The organism is Gilvimarinus sp. F26214L, from assembly GCF_054401055.1.
In genome coordinates this window covers 32,713-54,042 of record NZ_JBTIYG010000014.1, presented here as the reverse complement: position 1 = coordinate 54,042, position 21,330 = coordinate 32,713, and the positions used below count along the sequence as shown (strand labels likewise).

Sequence of the window (21,330 nt, the reverse complement as noted above, 5' to 3'; positions counted from 1 at the left end):
GAGACACCATGAACTCGACTACCTTCAAACGCCCGCTTGCGGGATGCCTCACCCTGGGAGCGGCTCTGTTGCTGCCCCACCTCCCCACCCAGGCCCAAGTCGGGGTAGAAGCGAGTATTGTGATCCCGCCTGTTACGGTCAAGGAGATCATGGTGGGCGCCATCGAACCGGCCAGCAACGCCCTGTGGGCCATAGCCCTCGAAGAGAACGCCCCGACAACGGAGGACGGCTGGACGGCCGTGGAACACGAGGCGATTCGTCTGCTTGCCGCCAGTTCCGCCATCAGCCTGGGCGGCAGTGGAGAACAGGATAGGGCCTGGGCGGCGGACCCCAGGTGGCAGCAGTACTCCCGGGACATGGCGGGGATCACTCTGAACATCCTCGAAGCGCTGCGGGCGCGGAACTACGACGCCGCTCTGGACGCAGGGAACGCCCTGATCGAGCCGTGCGGTGCCTGCCATTCGGATTTCCCGGGTAGCAGCCAGTAGCCCTTCCCAATCCTACTTGTGCGCTTCGTCACACTTTCAGCCGACCCAAGGGGGCCGGCTTCCTCGATTTCTACTCCCCGTCGAAATTAGAAATTCGCAACCCCTTCATCCTGATTCTAAGGAGCTACGGCGAGGCAATTTTTTGCGCCGCTGGTCCACTAATATCGGAAAATATTCGTAGAATAAGCAACAATATACCGCGGAGCGTCTCCAGCCTCTGGATCCAACGCTAGACCCGCGGTAGTCCGCACGGAAGGCCTTCACCCCAGGGTTCGGGAAACTTACTTGAAATGCGTCGTAGGTAATGCCCATGTCCCGAGGACTCGTGCCCCGAGGATTCACTCTGCTGGAGCTCATGGCCAGTATCGCCGTGCTGGCCATCGTGGTCGGCGTGGCCCTGCCCTCGTTCCAGGGAATCGTTGAAAGCAATCGGGTTCAGACCCAGGCCAATACCTTCTACACCTCACTCATCGCCGCCCGCAGCGAAGCCGTCAAGCGCAATCAGCCCGTGGTCCTTTGCAAATCAGCCGACGGCGCGTCCTGCACCACCGACGACCACTGGGAGCAGGGCTGGTTGACCTATGCCGACGCCAACGGCGACGGCATCAAGGACGCCGGCGAACCCATCGTTCAGAACTACCCGGCAACTCCAGGCATTACCATCCGCGCCAGCAATGGAGCCGACGACCTTTTCGCATTTCGGGGCGACGGCACCGTAGAAGACGCGGAAACTTTCAACTTGTGCGTGGACAACGACGTAACCCGTGGCAGGCGGATCGAGGTGAATGTGACCGGCCGCCCCAGCCGGGACAAGGAGGCCAGCGCATGTCCCTGACGTCCCTTCGCAAGCAATCCGGGATCGGCTTGATCGAGGTCCTGATTGCAATGATCATCTTCGCGCTCGGCATTCTCGGGCTGGCCAGCATGCAACTGAGCGCCAAACGCACAGCCTACGACGCCCTGCAGCGCTCCATTGCCACCAATCTGGCCCGGGATGTTCTGGAGCGAATCCGCAGCAATCCCTCGCCGGCCGCCCTTGCGGTGTACGGGGCTGCGGACGAGATCGGCGGCGCTACTCTCGGCAGCGAACCCACCCCCACCTGCAGCAGCGAAGCGACCGAATGCGAGCCCGCGCAATTGGCGACTCATGACCTGTGGGAGTGGGAGCGGGCCCTGGACGGCGCATCGGAAACGCTCGCCGGCAACATGGCGGGCGGTCTGGTCTCTCCCAAGGCCTGTATCACCAATACCAACAACGTAATCAAGGTGGTCATTGCCTGGAAGGGCTCGGAAGGTCTTCAGGACGCGATCGCTGCGGAGCCCTGCGGCCAGGACCTCGGCTTGTACGGAACCGACGATAAAGACCGCCAACTGGTGGTGATATCCACCTATGTGGAGCAGGTCTGATATGAAACAGTGCAATCGAAACCGCGGCTTTACCCTGGTCGAACTGCTAGTGGCCCTGGCACTGGGCATTCTGCTGTCCGTCGGCATCGTCAACATTTATCTGGAAAACCGTCGCAACTACCTGCAGGACGAAGAGCTGGCCCGGTTGCAGGAAAATGCCCGCTACGCCCTGCGGCTGTTGAAGCGGGAACTGACGATGGCGGGCTTCATTGCAAACCTTCCGGATTATTCAGCCGTTGTCACCGACACCGTGGACGGTGGTGGCTGTGTGGCTGGCAACGACTGGACCCTTGATCTGCAAGGGGACATGGTTGAACTGATCAACAATTACGATACGGATGCGGCTGGCACTTTTACCTCTAGTAGCGGTACGGAGTGGACCTGCCTGGTGGCCGCGGATCTGCAAGACGGGGCGGACATCGTCTCAGTGAAACGGACCGCCGACCGCCCCACTCTCCAGAACGGCTCGCTGACCACCGGGGCGGAAGAGAAGGATGGCCAGTGGTACCTGCGAACCTTCGACGAGAACTCCAGCTTGGGGTGGACCTACGTGGGCAGCGGGGGCAACTTCGGTGGGGACAAGAGTCCGGGATCCAAGGTGGATTACTGGCAGTATTTCAGCAGGATCTACTTTCTACGCAATTACTCACGCTCGGCCGGTGACAACATTCCCACACTCTGCACCCACAGCCTGGTTAACGACGCCATGGCCACTGAGTGCCTGGTTGAGGGCATTGAGGACCTGCAAATCGAGGTGGGCGTGGATATCGACGAGGACAGCGTACCCGACTTCTTTACCGCCACCCCCACCGCAGCAGAAATCGAAGAGGCTGCAGTGGCGCGGATCTACTTGCTGGTGCGAAGCGTGAATGAGCTTTCCAACTACACCAATAACAAATCCTACACCCTGGGCAGCAAGACCGTCGGTTCCAAGAACGACGGCTATATCCGCCGTGTATTTTCGACAACGGTTCAGATGCGCAACGCCAAATTGCCCAACGCTTAATTAACGAGAGTCGGTATGCGAACAATCAAACGAGAACAAGGTGCGGTGCTCATTGTCGCACTGGTCTTCCTCCTGCTGACCGCGATGATCTCCGCCACTGTCATGCAAACCAGTGTACTGGAAGTGAGAATGGCCGGTAACGAGCAGCTGCGCGAGGAGGCATTCCAGCGGGTGCATGCAGTCGCCAACGCCATCACCGCCGACGCCAATAACCTGGTGGTGACTGGCGATATTGGCTACAGGATCTGCGCGACCGGCGTTGGAGCCTGTGACAGCGCCTCTATTGCCCTGGACAGCGCAATCACCGACGTCCCCAATGGAGTAACCCTCAATTACCACGCCGAACGCCTGGCACCGCTCTTTGCACCGCTGCCTTTTCGTATGAGCGAGGCCAACGCAGGCAGCGCGAGTGTGTACTCGGCGGCATTGTTCGAGATCGATGCCAGGTACGAAGGAAGCGCCGCGGGCCTGGGCCGGTCCCACATCGCCCAGGGGATTGCCGTGCGTGTTGCCAACAACGGGCAATAGAAAGCGAACTTGATTGGAGCAACAACAATGAAACGATTGATTCTATCCGGTCTGGTCGCCTTTTCAGTCTGGCACTCGTTGGCGTTTGCCGACGATACGGACATCTACCTGCTGAGCCGCGACAACAGTCCCAAGCCCTATCTGATGCTCACTTTTGACTACCGCAACGACATGACGGCCACGTTCTGTAACGGTGAGTCGGCCTGTCGCGCGCTCATGTCTGACGAGCTTTTTGAGGAATTGCAGACCGTTGTAGGAACGGACGGAGGATTCAAGGCCACCAACCTGCACGCACTGATTGCCGTGATGCAGGAGGTTTTTGACAAGTTCCATGGCATCTACGTGGGCCTGATGATGGCCAACGTCAACAATGGCGGAACCATACTGCGCGGTTTCAAGGAGTTCGAGGAGGAGGATACCAACGGGGCAAAGCAGGAGTTGATTGACATTCTGCGTGCGATTCCCATCCCCAGCAAAGGCAATCAGTACCACGAGGTGGCCCCCAAGGAGATGCATTATGAACTGTGGCGCTACCTTAACGGTGCCGCGCCCGACCGGGGAATCCATGAGGGGGAAGTTCCGGCTCTTGGATTCAATACGTCCGGTAATTTTCCCGCCGGTGTAGAAGCGGGCAGCCCGCTGGATCTGCCGGCCAACCAATATTATTACGACACGTCCATTATTTCGAACCCGAATGACGCGTCCGTTGCAAACGACACCTACATTTCGCCCTTCAACGATCCGAACATGGATTATTCCTGCACCCGGCTCTACGAGGTTTATGCCACCTCCGGCAACGCGGGCAACAAGGATGGGAACCTGGACAGCCACATCCGTCAGGACATGTCAGATGGCGCAACGGACGGTAATTTCGACGGGATGCTGGCCTATATGGCCAATAACGACCTGGTGAACGACGACCTGGCAGCCGGCGACCAGACGCTGAAAACCTGGTTTATTCAAATGGGCAATGCAGCAACCCGGACCGACGACTGGGCGAAGATCATGGGCACCTACGACCAGGTTGAGGGCATCGATCAGTACATGGAGGTTGGCGGCAAGAACGTGGACCTGACCGATGTTCAGGCGGCTCTGGAAAGCTTCTTCATCGAGGCGCTGAGTGTGAGTTCCACCTTCGTATCGGCCTCGGTACCAGTCAACGTATTCAACCGTATTCAGACACTGGATAACTTCTACATCGCTCTGTTCGAAGCCAAGAGCCATCGCCGCTGGCCGGGCAACCTGAAGAAGCTGCGGCTGGCGGACACCGACGCGCAACCGGACGGCGAGTACGACGACATTGTGGACGTTAATGGTCGCTCAGCCTTCAGCGACGAAGACGGACGCCTGTTCCACGAGGTACTGACCTACTGGACGGACCCCGGCTCGTTGCCCCCCGCTAACCCGGACGACCTGGAAGTGGAAAACCGGGACGGCCGCGCCGTGACACGCGGCGGCGCCGGTCAGAGGATCCCCGGTTACATCCCGGGCAGCGGGACTGTCGGAGCCACTACCGGGGCGAACACCCGGCAGGTGTTCGTGGAACCCTCGATCCAGCCTTCCAATGGAAACGCCGAAAGCTTCGAAGCCCTGAACGCCAGCGATGCAACACTCGCCTCACTGACAGGAGGCGATGCCACCAAGCTGGCCGAGCTCTTCGGTACCAGCAGCGAAACCGTGGCGAAAGAAACTATCGCCTGGGCTCGTGGGTTGGACGTGGACGACGAGGATGAAGACGGTATCGTCGACGAGGCGAGAGACTGGATCCTCGGTGATGCCATCCATTCACGGCCGCTTGCTCTCAACTATGGCGCAACCACCGGCTACAGCGAGACCAACCCGAATATCCGGCTGTTCATGGGAACCAACGACGGCTTTTTCCATATTTTTGAAGACACCACCCCCGCCGGCGACCAGTCGGGCCGCGAGCTGTTCGCCTTTATTCCCCGCGAGTCCGTTCCGGTCATGGGTCAACTGCGAGAGAACGACAGCAGCTTCCCTCACCCTTACGGGGTGGATGGTGAACCGGTTGCGCTGGTATCGGACGTCAACCTGAACGGCACCATTGAGAGTGGCGATGAGGTTTACGTCTATGTGGGCATGCGACGCGGCGGCAAAAGCTACTATGCACTGGAGGTGAGCAACCCGAACACGGAACCGAAGCTTAAATGGAAAATAACCAAGACCGACAATGGTGATTTTGACGAACTCGGCCTGACGTTTTCGACCCCCCGAGTCAGCAAGGTGCAATTTTCCGATACCCCCCGCGATGTTTTAATTTTTGCGGGCGGTTACGACACCAACAAGGACACCAGCGCAAAAACTGGCGCCGATTCGGAAGGCAACGCCATTTACATAGTGGATGCGCGCACGGGCGAGCTGATCTGGAAGGCGGTGGGTGGTACCGGGATCGATACCAACGAGCAGTTTCACCATGCAGAGATGACCCATAGCATTCCGTCTACGGTGGCCACTCTCGACAGCAACAGCAACGGCATCGTGGACCGGGCCTATGTGGGTGACACAGGCGGGCGCGTATGGCGTATCGACCTGCCGGAGGGCAAGGCAGAGAATCACCGTGTGGACAACTGGGAGGTCACCAAACTGGCTGATTTCAGCGGGGACACCGAAGCGGACGATCGCCGCTTCTTCCATCCGCCTGACATCGTTCAGACGCGGGATAACAGTCCCTACGACGGCGTGCTCATCGCCAGCGGCGACCGGGCGAACCCGCTGGAAGATGAGGATCAGAATTACCTGATGCTCATCAAGGACCGCGCGACGGTAAGCGGCAACCCGGCGCCAAATGCTCTGGACCTGGACGACCTGCCGGACACCACCGCCTGCGTCACGGGCTCCGAAGCAGGCTGCTCCCTGCTCAATTACAGCAATGGCTGGAAGATCAAACTGAACCCCGAAGGAAACGAGAATGGGGAGAAGGCCCTGGCATCACCGCTGACAGCCGATGGGCAGGTGTTCTTTACAACCTACCGTCCAGACGCGCGGATTGAAGGAAGCTGCGAGCCGCTTGAAGGCCTGGGCGCGCTTTACATGGTCAATCTGAAGAACGGGACTGCGGTACTTGATGAAGATGGAAACTCTCTCCTGGACGGTGGCCGCTCGGCTGAAATCGGCCCCGGCATTCCTCCTCAGGTTACCGCGCTGGGCGACGACAAGTTGATTCTCCCCGGCAGCGGCATCAGAGATCCCGACGGAGATAAGGATTCAGGTGAGAAAGAAAAACTCTTCGACACTGCCGGGAAAGGCATGTACATCATCTATTGGCGAGAGCCAGGGCTGGACGATCTGTAAAAAACAGTGAGCCAGCCCAACACAACAAAAAGCCCGCGCGGCGCGGGTGCGCAGCGCGGGCCGGCGTTCTGTACGCACTCGGCAACACATCCAACACAACCTGTCTACATCGGGAAAGAATAAATGCAATTTGGAAATGAAAGCCTGACTCACTCACCCACAAAATCTGCCGGTATCACTCTCGTAGAGCTTTTGATAGTCGTGGCCATCATCGCCATGATTGCGGCCTTCGCCATTCCCAACTATCAGAACAGCGTAATCAAGAGCAAGCGCGCAATCGCGCAGGGCGAGTTAATGGAGGTTCTGTCCCGGCAGGAGCAGGCCTTCGTCAACAACAAGGCTTATGCAACCACACTGACGGGACTTGGTTACCCGGCCAACCCCTACTACATCGACGATCAGGGCAATGCCTTGAGCGCGGTCGCGGGCAGCATCTATGAGATTTCCTTCGCCGCCGGGTCCACGGCCACGGCGTTCACGTTGCTGGCAACGCCCAAGAACGCCCAGGCTTCCGACAGCGAATGTGGAACGCTGCAACTGTCGAACACGGGACTGAAAGGCGTGGATACGACCACCGCGACCGGCACTGCGACGGATTGCTGGTAATAAGGAAACCGAGAACGGATTGAGGAATCGCGCAGGTTCACCCCACCGAATGCGAGCCGGACTTCCCTGGCTGAAAAATGGTGTTACCCAGGCTGCTGCTAGGCCCAGCGCTTGAAAATCAGCGACGTATTGATGCCGCCGAAGGCGAAGTTGTTGCTCATCACGTACTCGGTGTCGAGCGCGCGGGCCTCGCGCTGTACGTAGTCCAGATCCGCGCAGTCCGGGTCCACGGTGTCCAGGTTGACGGTGGCGTGACACCAGCCTTCGCGCATCATCTGAATGGACACCCAGGCTTCGAGAGCGCCACAGGCGCCGAGGGTGTGGCCGGTGAAGCTCTTGAAGGAGCTGATGGGAACCCTGTTGCCGAAAACCCTGTGGGTCGCGTGACTCTCGGCAACGTCGCCACGGTCCGTTGCGGTGCCGTGGGCACTGATGTAACCGATGGCGCTCGGAGGCAGATTTGCATCCGCAAGCGCTGCCTCCATGGCTTTTTGCATGGTGGACGCTTCGGGTTGGGTGACGTGGGCGCCGTCTGAGTTGGTGCCAAACCCCACCAGTTCCGCGTAGATCGTCGCCCCGCGGGCTTTGGCGTATTCCAGTTCTTCGAGGATCAAAGTCCCGGCGCCTTCGCCGATAACCAGACCGTCCCGGTCCACATCGAAGGGGCGGGGCGTCCGCTCGGGGGTTTCGTTGGCGGTACTGGTCGCGAACAGGGTGTCGAACACGGCCGCCTCGGTCGCACAAAGCTCTTCCGCTCCGCCCGCCACCATTTGCAGTTGCTGGCCGAACTTGATTGCTTCGTAGGCGTAACCGATCCCCTGGCTGCCCGAGGTGCAGGCGCTGGAGGTGGGGATGATGCGCCCTTTCAGTCCGAAGGAGACACCAATGTTCACCGGGGTGGTGTGGGACATCATCTTGATATAGGTGTTGGCGGTCAGCCCGTCCGTGCTGTGGTTCAGGAGCATGTTGCCAAACTCCTTGATCGCCTGCGGGGTGCCGGTGGAAGAGCCGTAGGAGACTCCCATGCGGCCGTCGCGAATGGATTCATCCTCCAGCAGGCCCGCATCCGCCAGCGCCTGTTCACTGACGGCGGTGGCCATGACGGCAATGCGCCCCATGCTGCGCACCATGCGGCGACCGAAGTGAGCGGGTTTGCTGAAATCGAGAATGGCCCCGCCCAGCCGGGTATTGAGGCCGTTGTAGATGTCCCACTCTTCGATATACCGAATGCCATTCTTCATGGCCTTCAGGTTGCCCGCAATGGTCGGCCAGTCCAGCCCGATGGGCGAGACGCCAGCCATACCCGTTACCACAACACGCTTCATCAAAACATACCACCGTTAACCGAGAGGACCTGGCGAGTAATATAGCCGGCGTCATCGGACATCAGGAAATTCACGGCCGCAGCCACTTCGTCGGGCCTGCCCATGCGCCGCGCGGGGATCAACTTCATCGCTTCGTCGAGTTGAAGCTCTTCGACCATGTCGGTTTCAATCAGGCCGGGCGCCACGCAGTTGACGGTGATCTTGCGCTTGGCCAGTTCCACCGCCAGGGCCTTGCAGGCGCCGATCAGGCCGGCCTTGGCGGCGCTGTAATTGACCTGGCCGCGATTGCCCATGAGACCTGATACTGAAGATAGCACAATGATACGGCCCGGCTTGCGGCGCCGGACCATGGGCATGGTGAGCGGGTTGAGAACGTTGTAAAACCCGTCCAGGTTGGTGTGCAGCACCCGGTCCCACTCCTCGCCGCTCATGGCGGGAAAGGCGTTATCCGCAGTCAGGCCCGCGTTGCAAACCACACCGTAGTAGGCGCCGTGTTCTTCCACGTCGCCGTTGAGAACGTCGGCCGCCTGGGCCCGGTCGGCAATGTCGAATTGCAGGATGCGACAGGCCCGCCCCAGGGACTGGATCTGCGCCTGTACGGCCTCCGCCTGCTCCCGCCCGGTTCGGCAATGGAGTACTACCTCGTAGCCTTCCCGGGCGAGGCGCAGGGCGATGGCCCGGCCGATGCCCCGGCTGGAACCGGTGACCAGTACTGTGTTGTCGCTGTTACTCACTGTCGCTCCGTTGTCTGAATTCGCGGGGTTCAGCCCCTACCCCATTTCCGCGAGGAAATCCTCGACGTTGTCCGGCTGAAAGACGTTCAATGCCGCCTGGGCCGTCAGCGCTTCCCCCGCTCGGGTGCGGCCGGTGATCTCACAGGCAAACACGCCCAGGCCGTTGTCCGCCTGGAATTCACGCTCCACTGTTATGCGCAGGGTAGTCCCGAAGGGGAATGTGCTGTGGCTGCTGCTGAACTTGCGGGTGCCCACCAGGAAGCCCACCACAGCCTCCAGGCCCTGTTCACGACGCTGTACCCCCGCAAATGCGGCGATGGCCTGAGCCATGTACTCGATGCCCACCCAGGCGGGTACGCCGTCGTCTTCGGCGAACAGGGTCTGGGTCGTCATGGCCACTTCGGCCACCAGATTGTCCGCTCCGCAGTCCACGACGCGGTCCAGCAGGCTCATCACGCCCGCATGAGGGACCACGTCCTCTACATGGAAATCAATGTTCACTTGCGCGCTCCAGTACCAGGGCAATGTTGTTGCCGCCGAAGGCGAATGAGTTGCTCATGGCACGGCGCATGGAACCCACCCGGCGCGGTTCGCTGACCAGGTCGATGGGGCGGTTGTCCGGGTCCTGAGCCCGGTCCCATAGTTGCACCGGCAGCTGCCAGCCCGCTCCCGTGGGAAAGCCAAGCCGGTCCTGCATCAGCGTGAGCCAGCAAAAGGCCGCCTCCAGTGCCCCGGCGGCGCCCAGAGTATGCCCCGTGTAGGCTTTGGTGGAACTGCAGGGGACCGCCGCCATGCCCGAGTTGAATACGGCCAGACTCTCCATTCTATCGTTTTGGGGCGTGGCCGTGCCGTGCAGATTCAGATAATCGATGGTGTCGGCGGGCATTTGCGCATCGGCAATGGCGCCCTGCATGGCCCGGGCGGCGCCCGCACCATCGGGTGCCGGGGCGGAGATGTGGTGCGCGTCGGAGGTTTCCCCCACGCCGCTGAGCGCGACCGGGCCCGAGTCCCGGCTCATGATGAAGAGCGCGACGCCCTCTCCGATATTGATGCCCTTGCGGTTGGCGCTGAAGGGGTTGCAGATCTGGTCGCTGACCGATTCCAGGCTGCCGAAGCCGTTGATCGTCAGCCCACAGAGCACATCGACACCCCCGGCAATAACCAGATCGCAGACTCCTGCCCGCAACAGGCGGCGTCCGCTGGCCAGTGCCTTGGCGCCCGACGAGCAGGCGGTGGAAATGGTGAAGGCGGGACCGCGTACACCCAGCCATTGGGCGAGCGCAGCGGACGGCGCGCTCATCTCCTGTTGCTGGTAGCTGTAGCTGTCCGGCCACTTGCCATCAGCCACTTTGGTGGCCATGGCTCGCTCGCCCTCGAGAATACCGGCGGTGCTGGTACCCAGAACCACCCCCACCCGCAAAGGATCGAGGTCGGCCAGACGCGGTTCCAGAGCCCGCCGTACCTGCGTCAAAGCACCCAGCAGCAACTGGTTGCAGCGGTTCTGCTGGTGGGCCGGCAGGTGATCCACGTTCGGGAGCGACCCCGAGACCCGGCCGACGGGCAGGGGCTTCCCGGGTGTGTAGTCATCGGTCAGGGTCATGCTGCCACTGACCCCGCCAAACAGGCCTTCCGCCACGCCGCGCTGGCTGTCACCCAGTGCGCAAATCAGCCCCAGATCCTGGAGGTAGACCTCGGCTGCGCTCATCGCTTCACCACGTCCAGAGTTTCCACGGTCAGACGGATTGGCGCCACGTGGCTCTCGATTCGAATCTGCTCCGGGATTCCGGTACCCGCCGCGTGCGTGCTGATTGTGAGGAAGGCACGGCCCCGGTAGAACAAACGGCGTTCGCCGGCGGCGTCCTCCAGCCGCCATTCAGTTCCAGCCAGTGCCCCCTGGATTTCGTCCAGTGGCCAATGGGCCAGTTGCAGTTGGGCGAGCACGTCGCGGCCGGGGACGGACTCCTCCAGCAGCGGGCTGTACTCTTCGAAGAATTCCCGCCCGTCGTAGGCGAGCGTCAGCAAACGCTGACCGCTGGGCGTGAGCCCCACGAAATCCAGGCGGCCGTCGCCTGTCGTCCAGGCAGCCAGAAATGTGCTTTCGCTGTTTTCGGCAGTGACTGTCACCCGCTGGGAAATCTGCAGTCCTCCCGGAAAGTCCCCGGGCGGCAGAAGTGGAATTGAGGGCGCACTCTGGGGACCGCTCAGAAAACCGCAGGCCGCCACGGCGCTCGTGCCCACCAGCAGGGCAAGACGAAACAAAGGCATCATTGGGAACGACACAACTCCGCCAGGGTGTTCATGCGCCGTTCACTGTCCTTCACGTAGGGGTTGTTCGTATCCCAGGCATAACCGGCCAGAATTGCGCAGATCATTTCGCGGACTTCGGGGGATTGTTTGCGAGCGAAGATAATGTCCTGGAAGCGGCCGTCGTACCACGCGTCCACGAAGACGCGGAAGCAGTCCACACCCTTGCGCAGAGGCTTGGCGTACTGCTCTTCCCAGTCAACATTTTCGCCGCGGAACTGGCGGTCCAGTGCCGCACAGGCGAGGCTTGCGGATTTCATGGCGATGGTTACGCCTGAGGAAAACACCGGATCGAGAAATTCCCCGGCGTTCCCGAGCAGGGCAAAGCCATTTCCCCACAAAGTGGAGACATTGCTCGCGTAGCCGGCGATCTTGCGCGCATCCATTCTGAACTCCGCCCGGCTCAGCAGATCGCGCAGGGACGGGTCCTGATCGAGAATGGACTTCAACAGCTCGTTGCCTTCGCCCTGCAACCCTTCGAAGAATTCGCTGGGAGCCACCACGCCGGTGGAGCAGCGGCCGCCGCCAAACGGGATCAGCCAGTACCATACATCTTTGTGCTCGGGATGCACGGTGATACGGATCTTGTTGCGATCGAAATCCGGATCGGTGATGTTGTCCTGCACATGGGCAAACAGCGAAGTCCGGGAAGGGAAAGTACTGGGGCGGTCCAGATCCAGCAAGCGCGGCAGAATGCGGCCAAAACCACTGGCATCCAGCACGAAGCGTGCGCGCAACTGGTAGGCATTGCCATCTTCGTCGGTAGCTCCAAGCACCGGCAGTTCGCCGCTCATGTCGGCGCTGGTAATGGAGTGGCCCCAGGCGATGCTGATGCCTTTCTTCTCCGCATGGCGGGCAAGGAGATTATCGAAATTGGCACGTTGCACCTGGTAAGTGGTGCCCCAGCCGGGCGTGAATTTTTCACGGAAGTCGAAATCGGTGGTCTCGTCCCGCCGCACGAAGGAGGCACCATCCTTGAACTGGAATCCCAGTTCTTCGGCCTGGCTGTGAACGTCCTCGAGCATGCCCGCTTCCTCGAGAAACATCATGCACTGGGGCAGCAGGCTTTCACCAATGGAAAAACGCGGAAAGTGCTGGCGCTCAACAATATGCACCCGGTAGCCCTTGTTGTGCAGCATGGTGGCCGCCACGCTGCCGGACGGTCCGGCCCCAATTACAACAACATCAAAATCGACTGCAGATTCGTTCATAGTTCTTTCCAAAAGAGCGGGCGGCGCTCAACATGTGCAATGGATCGACGGTAGCCGCGCGAGGCGCGATCAACCGTGGCTCGGGTTTGTTGTGGCCGGATGCGGCGCAGGCTCCTCGACTGACCGGATCAGACAGGGTGCAAGGCACCAGACCGCCACAATGCCCACCACCACCGTGCTGCCAAACTGCTGCAGCACCGGAGTCTTGCTCAAGGCAAGCAGGCCGAAAGCGAGCAGGGTCGTGCAGGCGGCGAGGGTGACTGCTGTCCAGGTGTAGCGGCTTCGGGCGCTCTCACGCAGGAAGATCCCCGCATCGAGGCCAATCCCCAATACCAATAACAAAGCCAGCAGGCTGAAGATATTCAAAGTCAGCCCCAACCAGCTCAGTATAGCCAAACTGGCGATACTGGCGATAGCGGGGGCCGCCACCACACGCCATGCGGAGAGGCCGTAGCGCCAGCTCAGCAGCAAAAAGACCGCTGCATAGGCAAACACAATCCAGTACTGCAGCTGCTGGCGATGGTCCTGCAGGATCGCGGTGATTTCATCGACTTTATTTACATAACGGACCCCAGGCTGCACCAGTTCGGGCAAGCTGGTGAGTGCGCGGTCGCCGACGCCGGACAGCATGATCAGAGAGTGGTACTCCCCCCCGAATTCACCGAGCCAGAGGTGACCCTGCTGCCGTCCCACCTCGGTGTTCAGCCAGGTGGCCACATCGAGGCGCTGACCACTGGTGATGGCGAACCGCGAGCGCATCTGATCGGCCAACTCGGGCGAACCGAGCCGGGCCGCAAAGGCCTCCGCCAACCCTCCGCTTGCGAACACCCGATTGGTGTTCAGTTGGACACTTTGCTCCTGGGAGGCCAGGGAAGGCAGCCACCGGGACACAGCGTGATAATCGTAAAGCTCCCCGGCGTTAACCAGCGGGTCCAGCTTGCTCCGGAACCGCTCTTCCTGTGCAAGCAGTGCCTGCTCGGACCCGGCGGACACGAGGAAGTACTGGCCCGGACTGACCGCGCGGGTCAGGGTCTGCAACCTTGCGTCCGCGGCGAGTAATTCCGGCGGGGAGGTCTGCAGTTTGCGCAAATCGTCGTCCAACTCCGTCTGGCCGAGCTGGTACAGGCAAAGACCGACGAACAGCAGGACCAGGGCAGCCACTCCGGGGCGCCGAATGTCCGGCCAGCGGGCGAGCATGCGCGCAAAGGTGTCGGCCAGGCGATGCACCGGCGCCTCCTTTGCACAACTCGCGGCCAGATGGGGCAGCCAGACCAGCACCGTCAGCCATGCGCCCAGGAGACCGCAGACAGAAAACACCGCCATCTGCCGCAAACCCGGGAACGGTGCCGCTGCTTGTGCGGCGTAAGCGAGAACACTGGAAAGAAGGCCGAGGGATATGGCCGGGAGCACATCCGCCAGACTCACCGCGCTCGCCCTGGACTCGGCGTGTGCCCTTGATTTAAAAAGAACGGTTTTTTGCGTTTTAAGGGAATCGGTTTGACGACCGGTTTCCTGCCGCGCGCAGAGATAGTGGAGCGCGTAGTCGATGGCCACCCCGATGAGGCTCGCTCCAAAGGCCAGTGTTACCAGATGAAGGCCGTCAAACAGGGCCATGCTCACTGCGAGAGCGAACACCCACCCGCAGGCAATGGGCACAAAAGCCATCAGCAAATAGCGGACGCGGCGAAAACAGTAGATCAGCAGCAGGGTGATACCCACCAGAGAGCCAAGACCGATGGTGGATATCTCGTTGCGCGCCTGCTCCGCGCCGTGGGCGGCATGAATCAGCAGGCCGGAGCTGAGAAGCTCCACGTCCGCCGGTAGATCCGCCTGCGCATCGTCCAGGAGCGACCGAACCGCAGCCTGAAAGTCCAGCTGGTAGGGGTCGCCCGCCAGGGTCCCCAGCAGGAGCCGGTAGCTGCGCCCCTCGAAGCGGCGGCTGAGCCAACCGTCTTCAGTATTCAGGGGCGTGCGGGGCGCGGCTTCCAGTTGCCAGGTGAAGAAGGTCTGCAGAGGATCGTCCAGCAGTGTGGCACCCAGAGCACTGGCCATGGGGCTGTACAGCCTCGACAGCGCCTTCTCCACCGAGGGGTGCTCATTGCCCAGTGAGCCGCTCTGAAGCTGCGCCCGATCCGCTTCCGTCGTCAGCGCATAACGGTACGGAAAGAACGATTGTTGCCATTGCCCGCCCTGCTCCTGATGGATGCGGCCCTGCAGTTCGGAGAACAAACCGCTTTGCTCCAGTCGCTCGGCAAGGGCAGCCGCCGCGGCGGCGCTTTCGCTGGGTTGTGGATGACTGACAAGGAAAAACATGCGCTGGGCGGCGAAACGGGAGAGGTGCCCGTCCACATGAGCCATCAGGTCCCGCTCGGCCTCCTCCTCTGCATGAGATGCGGGAAGCAAGGCCGTGATGTTCGAATCAAAGTTGTAGCCGCCCACCAGAGATGCGCCGATCCAGCCAGCGCAGGCGAGCAAGGTGGCGAGCCAGATCAGTGCCAGCCATGGCCGCATGAGGAAGAGCACCAGGCGAGACTTGGAGGTGATGGGCATAATGAAGTTTATGGCTCGTTCGAGCGCTGCACTGCGAAGGTGATTTCGCTGCGATCGCCATTGGCTTCCATCAGTACCATGGACTCCAGCTGGCGGTCGCCTCGCACGGTTACCGACTGAATGACCTGCTCAAGGACCGCCTCCTTCGGTTGGAGATACAGCTCCCAGGATTGCTCATTCACCTCGCCCTCCATGACGAAAAAGTTCTGCAACTCGTCCCAGTCGGTGGCGAGCACGCTGCTGATCACCCGGGTAATGGTGGTCGCCGCAGGCGTTTCCCCGTCCACTTCCCACACAGTTTTGCCTTCGACGCTCTGGTGAATGCCCTGAGCATCAAAGACCAGGCGGTTGGCAATGGGCTCCCGGGTGTCCCAGACCAGGGTTCCGCCCTGCTCGTAGGAGAACGCGCCCGACGACTTGAGAGGGGCAGGCAGCACCGCAATGAACTTGCTCTGAGCGAAGCTGCCGCGGACGGTTTCGCTGAGTTCGATTCGCCCTTCGAGCTGGGCCAGCAGATCCGGCCCCGATTCCGCAGCCAGACCGGGCAGCGCACACAGAAAAGCAAGGGACAGGACCACAATGCGACTCATGAGGATGCTCCCGGGCCGAGGCCCAATTTTTCGAGAAGGACGGGTGGCGATTCGAAGCACATCTCACCACTGACAATGTCCACCGCCACCTGAACGGTGTAACCGCGGGTCAGCCGCTGGCCTTCGCAGTTGCGGATTTCGTACTCCACTTTGAGGCGATGTTCCCACTCACTGACCCAGGCGCAAACCGTGATGGTTTCTCCGAAGGTTGCCGGTGAGGGGTAGCGTATTCTCATGTCCACAACCGGCCACGCAAAACCGGATTCCTTCATCTGCGGGTAGTTGTAGCCGCAGCTCTCCAACAACGCGCAGCGCGCTATTTCAAAGTACTTTACGTAATGGCCGTGCCAGACGACCTCCATCAGATCCACATCGTGAAACGGGACTTCGATTTTCACGCTGGTCTGCAGCAGTTTCGGCGGTCTGGCCATTGGGGGCATGCCTTACTCGTTCGGTTTACGGATTTACGGCCGGCGTAGCCCGCCGCGGGTGCGCACCTTGATCAGTGACGCACAGCACTGGCAGGCGAAGAGCCTGTTGTCGATTGCTGTTCGCCCGCTCCCCGCGCCGGTCCGTGCTCCGGGTTGTCTGGACGCCACCAGAAGTCATAGAAGTTGAACCACTGGAAGGGAAAGCGCAGCACGTAGTCCGCCAGGCGGTCTGCAAACCGCTGGGCCCATTGCTGCAACTCGCGCTCCCGCTCCTTGCGCGACAGGCGAATCTGCTGCGCGAAGGGCTCGATAAACACCTGATAGCCACTCTCTGCGCGCACACAGAAGATGGTGTACACGGGGCAGCGAAGAATGGACGCCAATATATAAGGGCCTTGGGGAAGCAGAGCCCGATCTCCGAGAAACTCCACCTCGCTGGCTCGCTCGCTGCTGCCAATGGGTGTACGGTCGCCGGCAATCACCACCACTTCGCCGGCCTCGATCTTTCCATTCAGCATGACCGCGGTGGCCGGCGTCACTTCGGTAACCTGAATCAGGTTCAGGCAACTGGCTTCATCCACTTCCTGCAGCAGACGATTGAATTTTTCCGCATGCTTGGTATGGACCAGGATATTCAGCTTCACTCGCTTGTGGGAGTCGGCGAGCATGCGGGAGACTTCCAGGTTGCCGAGATGAGACGCAATCACAAGACAACCCTGGCCGCTTTCGACTTCGCTGAGAAATTCGTCGCGCCGGCAGTATTCCACATGCGCCGGTCTGATTCCTCCCGACCAGGCCGCCAGTTTGTCCAGCAAACCGCTGCCGAAGGAGAAGAAGTGTTTGAGGTTGGCCCTTTTCAGGGAACGTCCGTCTGGAATCCCCTTCATGGCCTGAACCCGTTGCAGATAGTCCCGGGATGCACGCCGGGCACGCCCCTGGAAACAGAAGTAGTACAGAATGACGGGCGCAACGAAGAGGTGAAACACACCCCGACCCAGCACCCGGTACACCAAAAACAGAAAACGGATTCCGAGTACGCTGGTGGCCTCGTTGATCTCCGACCAGTGCTGATTCTTCATAAGGTGACCATCGCAATCCGGCAGACGGCGAGATAAATTCAACGTTGCGGGCGAAATTTTCTGCCCAGCAGGCGCGGCAGGCGAAGCAGCATGCCGAAGAACAACCGCGTGTGCATTTTGCTGATCAGCCAGTTGTCGCCCCATAATTGGAAGTGGGAAACACCATCCATAGGGTAGCTCACGCGGGTAGGAACATGAATGATCTGCCCACCGCGCCACGCCCAGCGCACCATAATCTCCGGATCAAAGTCCATTCGCTCACCCGTAAACTCCTCGTCGAGCAGACGGACCACCGGGGCCAGCGGGTACAGGCGGAAGCCGCACATGGAGTCACGAATGTCCCTCGACAGCGTATTCACACACACCCAGAAGTGGGTAAGCAGACGCCCCCAATAACGGGACGCGGGAATATCATCCCCGTAGATCGGTGCCCCTGACACCAGCGCTTCCCGGTTTTCCTGTCCAATGTCCAGAAATTGCTGCACGTCCTCGATCGCGTGCTGACCATCCGCGTCCACCTGCAGCGCGTGGGTGCAGGACATCTCCAGAGCGCGGCGCAGGCCCGCCTTGACCGCGCCTCCTTTGCCCCGGTTCTCCGGCAGTTCCACCAGCGAGACCCACTCGTTGTCGGCCGCAAGCTGTTCCAGCACTGCGCTGCAGCCGGGACGGCTGCCATCGTTGACGAGAATAACGGGCAACCCGCAGGGCTTCAGCCGCGCCACCACATCGCCCACGGCTTCTTCATGATTGTAGACCGGTATAACAACGACGGGCCGCCACTCGGAGGTCATGACGGGGCCGTTTCCGTGGTGTTCACGATGCGGCCACTCGCGTGCTGGCCTGAGTCCGAGAAATACCGAAAGGATAGCTTGGATCTGCCCCTTTTGTAGTCGAGTTCCAGACTTACGTGCTGACCGGGGCGTACCACGTGCTGGAATTTGACCGCTTCGAGATGTGAAAACTTGCCACTAAATCCCAGTAGCTCGCGGCCGTAGTGACGCGCCCACTGGAGCTGCACCACCCCGGGCAGAATGGGGGCCGCAGGAAAGTGCCCCTGAAAATAGAAAAGGTCCGGGGGAATTCGCAGTTCGAGGCGAACGCCCTCCTCCGTGTGCCGGGTCTCCATCACCTCGGGCAGCAGTGGGCGCCCCTGGCGAGTATTGGCAAAGAGCGCCGATAACTGCTGCTGGCTGACTTTGCCCTGGCTATCCATCGGCAGTTGTCCGGGGTAGCGCCAGCGGCGCGGGAGCACGGGCCGTTCGAACTGCTCCAGGAGCCAGTCACCGAACAGACGCCCCAGAGCCAGCCGGCCTTCACGAGCCAGGTGATCCGCCCCTTCGGCGGTGAGGACCACAACGGCCGCCACTTCGGTGCGCTTGCCCGACAGAACCAACACCCGGGCCGCTTCCACAAATGAATGCTGCCCCAGCCGCTGCTCCATCTCGGTGAGAGAAACCCGCTTTCCCTCGATCTTGGCGATTCTGTCGGCGCGGCCCAGAAGCTGAAACTGCCCGTCCGGATGAATAGAGACCCGATCGCTGGTGAGATACCACTGATCCGGCGGCAAATAGGGGGAAAGAATCTTCAGGCATCCGCTAGCCTCGTCGACCCCCACCCGCAGGCCGGGGACCGGGGTCCAGAGCACCTCATGATCGGCAGCCTGCTGCCGAGTTGCGATGCCTCCGGTTTCGGAACTGCCGTAGACCTCGATCGGTGAGCGACCCAGCAATTGGCGAGCACTGATGCTGGCCTCCCGGGGCAGTGGTGCACCTGAACTGAAAATGGCCCGGCAGCGGGTGCGCAGGGGACTCCAGTCGGTGTCGGCAGGGATTCGGGACAGATGGCTGGGGCTGGAAATTAACAGAACCGGCTGGTCCGCTCCGGGGAGTTCAAGGTGGTTGAGAGACTCGAGATACTCGCTCAGTTGTGCGTCGAAACGACGCCCGGAGGCGAGCGGCCAGAGCACCCGAAACAGCAGACCGTAGATGTGGTGGTGGCTGACAGTGGCCACGGTGGTAGCGCCTTCCCCCAGGTCGCCCCAAAGCCGCTCCAGATTATCCACTTCTTCGGCAAGCTGATACAGCTTTTTGCCGATGGCCTGGGGCTCACCCGAGGAGCCCGAGGTGAAGATCTCCATAACCGCCGCGTCCGGATCCAGCTCCACCGCATCCGGCAACGCAGGCGCCTGTTCCGAGGGTGGAGAGAGCAGGACTTTTCCTTCGGGAGGCTCAAAGGCGCCGATGTAGCCGGCCACCCGGTTGTCCAGATTTTTTACCACCAGGGGCTGATTGGAACCGGGTACGCAGGCCACCTTACCGCAGGCCCAAAGGGCAAAAAGCGCTGCGGAGAATTCGAAAGTGTCCGGCTCGTAGAGAGCCCAGGTCGCCCCAGAGTGGCCGGACAGGAGGGCCCGCCACTGGCTGACACGGTGGCGCCAGGCGGCCCAGCTCAGCTCATGGCCGTCGCGAATGGCCTGGGGCCGGGATGGACGCTCACAGGCGAGCAGTTTGTGAAGGCTTACGTATTCAGCCATGCACCCGCCCCATCACTCTCTGACGCACGAGCCACTCCCCTGCGAACAGAGCTCCCACCAGCAGATAGGCAATCAAACCATTGTAGAGCGCCCAGATTTCGTCACTGGCCCATAGAGCGGTTGCCAGCGAGACTGTACAGTTCAGCAGAAAAAAACCGCACCACACACACGTAACCACGCGAGTATAGCCGCGGGCCTCATCGGGAAGGTCCGGATGCCGCAGCCGCGCCAGACGCTCGATAACGGTCGGCGGGTTCCACACACTCCAGGCAAACATGATGAGAAAACTGAGGTTCAGGAGAACAGGATACAGTTTTAAACCCAGATCCGAGTTACTGAAAAGGATCCAGAACGTGAGCAGACCGAAGCACGGAACCCACAGCCAGTAATTGATGGCGGAATCCCGGTTGGAAAGCACCCGCAAGCCCGCCACCGCCACCAGCAGCAGTACCAGCGAACGTGGATCAAAATGACGCAAGCCCAGATAAACGGCCAGCGGGTACAGCAAGCTGACCAGCCCGACCGAGAGTCGTACCAGATTCATTGTTGATTGTTCATGAGCTCGCTGACGGCATCCACAATGTCGCCTACGGTACGGACATTTTTGAAGTCTTCAGGTTTTATTTTCTGGCCCGTGATCTTCTTGATCTCGACCACCAGATCCACGGCATCGATGCTGTCGATGTCCAGGTCCTGGTAGAGGTGCGAGTCCAGGGATACCTCTGCCGGCTCCACTTCAAACAGCTCGCCGAGCACCCTGACTACGCCCTGATATATTTCGTCTCTGTCGGTCATCGTATCACCCGTTTCTTTTTTACTGCGCTGATTTCCTGCGCTGAGTTGCCCTGTACTCTACGTGCTGAACTACTGCTGCCGATGAGCTTCTACGAGAGCGGCCAGGCTGTTCACACTGGCGAAGTGCTTTTTGGTTTCTGCGGAGTCGGCATCGATCTTCACGCCGTATCGCTTCTGCAGAGCGAGCCCAAGCTCAAGCGCATCAATGGAGTCCAGCCCCAGACCTTCCACAAACAGCGGAGCCTCGCTGTCAATATCCTCGACGCTGATATCCTCCAGATCGAGAGAATCAATGATCAGCTGTTTGAGATCACGCTGTAGATCGCTCATTGGTCTTGTGCTCCTTCAAGCAAGATTGTCGGCTGGGTGGTCGAGTGGAGATCTGCACCACCGCACTGCGCGGTCGCGAGACGCTCATGCACGACGCGCCA

22 protein-coding genes are annotated in these 21,330 nt (G+C 60.6%); 7 read left to right on the top strand and 15 right to left on the bottom strand.

The window, feature by feature from the left end:
- The first annotated feature begins 8 nt into the window (after positions 1-8).
- From ACURWW_RS14355 to ACURWW_RS14325, 7 genes are all read left to right on the top strand, one after another.
- On the top strand, positions 9-488 hold the full coding sequence (locus tag ACURWW_RS14355) for a hypothetical protein (RefSeq protein ID WP_445617981.1): 480 nt from the start codon (positions 9-11) through the stop codon (positions 486-488).
- Between the two features lie 310 nt (positions 489-798).
- Positions 799-1,323, top strand: a complete 525-nt coding sequence (locus tag ACURWW_RS14350; RefSeq protein WP_445617982.1) for a GspH/FimT family pseudopilin — start codon at positions 799-801, stop codon at positions 1,321-1,323.
- Positions 1,314-1,895 (top strand): type IV pilus modification protein PilV, encoded by a 582-nt coding sequence (pilV, locus tag ACURWW_RS14345; RefSeq protein ID WP_445617983.1) that lies wholly within the window; start codon positions 1,314-1,316, stop codon positions 1,893-1,895. Before ACURWW_RS14350 ends, pilV begins: the two co-directional genes overlap by 10 nt.
- 1 nt (position 1,896) lies before the next feature.
- A complete protein-coding gene (locus ACURWW_RS14340) occupies positions 1,897-2,901 on the top strand; it encodes a PilW family protein (RefSeq protein ID WP_445617984.1) in 1,005 nt (334 codons plus the stop codon).
- Between the two features lie 15 nt (positions 2,902-2,916).
- Positions 2,917-3,429: a pilus assembly PilX family protein gene (locus ACURWW_RS14335; RefSeq protein WP_445617985.1), complete on the top strand. Its 513-nt coding sequence runs from the start codon at positions 2,917-2,919 to the stop codon at positions 3,427-3,429.
- 27 nt (positions 3,430-3,456) lie between these two features.
- Positions 3,457-6,741 carry a pilus assembly protein gene (locus ACURWW_RS14330; RefSeq protein ID WP_445617986.1) on the top strand — a complete coding sequence of 1,095 codons (3,285 nt, stop codon included), beginning with the start codon at positions 3,457-3,459 and terminating at the stop codon, positions 6,739-6,741.
- A gap of 123 nt (positions 6,742-6,864) precedes the next feature.
- Positions 6,865-7,347 carry a type IV pilin protein gene (locus ACURWW_RS14325; protein ID WP_445617987.1) on the top strand — a complete coding sequence of 161 codons (483 nt, stop codon included), beginning with the start codon at positions 6,865-6,867 and terminating at the stop codon, positions 7,345-7,347.
- 98 nt (positions 7,348-7,445) lie between these two features.
- Here ACURWW_RS14325 and ACURWW_RS14320 read toward each other — a convergent pair whose 3' ends face one another.
- The 15 genes from ACURWW_RS14320 to ACURWW_RS14250 form a co-directional block, all read right to left on the bottom strand.
- Positions 7,446-8,672 (bottom strand): beta-ketoacyl-ACP synthase, encoded by a 1,227-nt coding sequence (locus ACURWW_RS14320; RefSeq protein WP_445618028.1) that lies wholly within the window; start codon positions 8,670-8,672, stop codon positions 7,446-7,448.
- Positions 8,672-9,406: a 3-oxoacyl-ACP reductase FabG gene (gene fabG, locus ACURWW_RS14315; RefSeq protein WP_445617988.1), complete on the bottom strand. Its 735-nt coding sequence runs from the start codon at positions 9,404-9,406 to the stop codon at positions 8,672-8,674. Before fabG ends, ACURWW_RS14320 begins: the two co-directional genes overlap by 1 nt.
- Positions 9,407-9,442: 36 nt before the next feature.
- Positions 9,443-9,907 carry an ApeP family dehydratase gene (locus ACURWW_RS14310; protein WP_445617989.1) on the bottom strand — a complete coding sequence of 155 codons (465 nt, stop codon included), beginning with the start codon at positions 9,905-9,907 and terminating at the stop codon, positions 9,443-9,445.
- Entirely contained in the window at positions 9,897-11,111 is a 1,215-nt protein-coding gene (locus ACURWW_RS14305) for a beta-ketoacyl-ACP synthase (RefSeq protein WP_445617990.1), read from the bottom strand. The genes ACURWW_RS14310 and ACURWW_RS14305 overlap by 11 nt, the downstream gene beginning before the upstream one ends.
- Positions 11,108-11,674 (bottom strand): DUF3261 domain-containing protein, encoded by a 567-nt coding sequence (locus ACURWW_RS14300; protein ID WP_445617991.1) that lies wholly within the window; start codon positions 11,672-11,674, stop codon positions 11,108-11,110. The genes ACURWW_RS14305 and ACURWW_RS14300 overlap by 4 nt, the downstream gene beginning before the upstream one ends.
- Entirely contained in the window at positions 11,671-12,921 is a 1,251-nt protein-coding gene (locus ACURWW_RS14295) for an NAD(P)/FAD-dependent oxidoreductase (RefSeq protein WP_445617992.1), read from the bottom strand. The genes ACURWW_RS14300 and ACURWW_RS14295 overlap by 4 nt, the downstream gene beginning before the upstream one ends.
- A 69-nt stretch (positions 12,922-12,990) precedes the next feature.
- Entirely contained in the window at positions 12,991-15,471 is a 2,481-nt protein-coding gene (locus ACURWW_RS14290) for an MMPL family transporter (RefSeq protein ID WP_445617993.1), read from the bottom strand.
- Between the two features lie 8 nt (positions 15,472-15,479).
- Positions 15,480-16,061 carry an outer membrane lipoprotein carrier protein LolA gene (locus ACURWW_RS14285; protein ID WP_445617994.1) on the bottom strand — a complete coding sequence of 194 codons (582 nt, stop codon included), beginning with the start codon at positions 16,059-16,061 and terminating at the stop codon, positions 15,480-15,482.
- Positions 16,058-16,492, bottom strand: a complete 435-nt coding sequence (locus tag ACURWW_RS14280) for an acyl-CoA thioesterase (protein ID WP_445617995.1) — start codon at positions 16,490-16,492, stop codon at positions 16,058-16,060. Before ACURWW_RS14280 ends, ACURWW_RS14285 begins: the two co-directional genes overlap by 4 nt.
- A gap of 71 nt (positions 16,493-16,563) precedes the next feature.
- A complete protein-coding gene (locus ACURWW_RS14275; protein ID WP_445617996.1) occupies positions 16,564-17,571 on the bottom strand; it encodes an LpxL/LpxP family acyltransferase in 1,008 nt (335 codons plus the stop codon).
- Between the two features lie 38 nt (positions 17,572-17,609).
- Positions 17,610-18,362, bottom strand: a complete 753-nt coding sequence (locus ACURWW_RS14270; RefSeq protein WP_445617997.1) for a glycosyltransferase family 2 protein — start codon at positions 18,360-18,362, stop codon at positions 17,610-17,612.
- Complete coding sequence (locus tag ACURWW_RS14265) at positions 18,359-20,104, bottom strand: ApeI family dehydratase (RefSeq protein ID WP_445617998.1); 1,746 nt, start codon at positions 20,102-20,104, stop codon at positions 18,359-18,361. The genes ACURWW_RS14270 and ACURWW_RS14265 overlap by 4 nt, the downstream gene beginning before the upstream one ends.
- Positions 20,097-20,648, bottom strand: coding sequence for a hypothetical protein (locus tag ACURWW_RS14260; protein WP_445617999.1), 552 nt, complete (start codon positions 20,646-20,648; stop codon positions 20,097-20,099). The genes ACURWW_RS14265 and ACURWW_RS14260 overlap by 8 nt, the downstream gene beginning before the upstream one ends.
- Entirely contained in the window at positions 20,645-20,899 is a 255-nt protein-coding gene (locus ACURWW_RS14255; RefSeq protein WP_445618000.1) for an acyl carrier protein, read from the bottom strand. Before ACURWW_RS14255 ends, ACURWW_RS14260 begins: the two co-directional genes overlap by 4 nt.
- A 69-nt stretch (positions 20,900-20,968) precedes the next feature.
- Complete coding sequence (locus tag ACURWW_RS14250) at positions 20,969-21,229, bottom strand: phosphopantetheine-binding protein (protein WP_445618001.1); 261 nt, start codon at positions 21,227-21,229, stop codon at positions 20,969-20,971.
- Positions 21,230-21,330 lie beyond the last annotated feature (101 nt).

Coding starts and splice junctions, on each gene's coding strand:
- ACURWW_RS14330 (WP_445617986.1), top strand. CDS start 3,457: ATGAAACGATTGATTCTATCCGGTCTGGTCGCCTTTTCAGTCTGGCAC.
- ACURWW_RS14350 (WP_445617982.1), top strand. CDS start 799: ATGTCCCGAGGACTCGTGCCCCGAGGATTCACTCTGCTGGAGCTCATG.
- ACURWW_RS14325 (WP_445617987.1), top strand. CDS start 6,865: ATGCAATTTGGAAATGAAAGCCTGACTCACTCACCCACAAAATCTGCC.
- ACURWW_RS14265 (WP_445617998.1), bottom strand. CDS start 20,104: ATGGCTGAATACGTAAGCCTTCACAAACTGCTCGCCTGTGAGCGTCCA.
- ACURWW_RS14300 (WP_445617991.1), bottom strand. CDS start 11,674: ATGATGCCTTTGTTTCGTCTTGCCCTGCTGGTGGGCACGAGCGCCGTG.
- ACURWW_RS14280 (WP_445617995.1), bottom strand. CDS start 16,492: ATGGCCAGACCGCCGAAACTGCTGCAGACCAGCGTGAAAATCGAAGTC.
- pilV (WP_445617983.1), top strand. CDS start 1,314: ATGTCCCTGACGTCCCTTCGCAAGCAATCCGGGATCGGCTTGATCGAG.
- ACURWW_RS14270 (WP_445617997.1), bottom strand. CDS start 18,362: ATGACCTCCGAGTGGCGGCCCGTCGTTGTTATACCGGTCTACAATCAT.
- ACURWW_RS14285 (WP_445617994.1), bottom strand. CDS start 16,061: ATGAGTCGCATTGTGGTCCTGTCCCTTGCTTTTCTGTGTGCGCTGCCC.
- ACURWW_RS14275 (WP_445617996.1), bottom strand. CDS start 17,571: ATGAAGAATCAGCACTGGTCGGAGATCAACGAGGCCACCAGCGTACTC.
- ACURWW_RS14295 (WP_445617992.1), bottom strand. CDS start 12,921: ATGAACGAATCTGCAGTCGATTTTGATGTTGTTGTAATTGGGGCCGGA.
- ACURWW_RS14355 (WP_445617981.1), top strand. CDS start 9: ATGAACTCGACTACCTTCAAACGCCCGCTTGCGGGATGCCTCACCCTG.
- ACURWW_RS14260 (WP_445617999.1), bottom strand. CDS start 20,648: ATGAATCTGGTACGACTCTCGGTCGGGCTGGTCAGCTTGCTGTACCCG.
- ACURWW_RS14305 (WP_445617990.1), bottom strand. CDS start 11,111: ATGAGCGCAGCCGAGGTCTACCTCCAGGATCTGGGGCTGATTTGCGCA.
- ACURWW_RS14290 (WP_445617993.1), bottom strand. CDS start 15,471: ATGCCCATCACCTCCAAGTCTCGCCTGGTGCTCTTCCTCATGCGGCCA.
- ACURWW_RS14320 (WP_445618028.1), bottom strand. CDS start 8,672: ATGAAGCGTGTTGTGGTAACGGGTATGGCTGGCGTCTCGCCCATCGGG.
- ACURWW_RS14335 (WP_445617985.1), top strand. CDS start 2,917: ATGCGAACAATCAAACGAGAACAAGGTGCGGTGCTCATTGTCGCACTG.
- ACURWW_RS14255 (WP_445618000.1), bottom strand. CDS start 20,899: ATGACCGACAGAGACGAAATATATCAGGGCGTAGTCAGGGTGCTCGGC.
- ACURWW_RS14340 (WP_445617984.1), top strand. CDS start 1,897: ATGAAACAGTGCAATCGAAACCGCGGCTTTACCCTGGTCGAACTGCTA.
- ACURWW_RS14250 (WP_445618001.1), bottom strand. CDS start 21,229: ATGAGCGATCTACAGCGTGATCTCAAACAGCTGATCATTGATTCTCTC.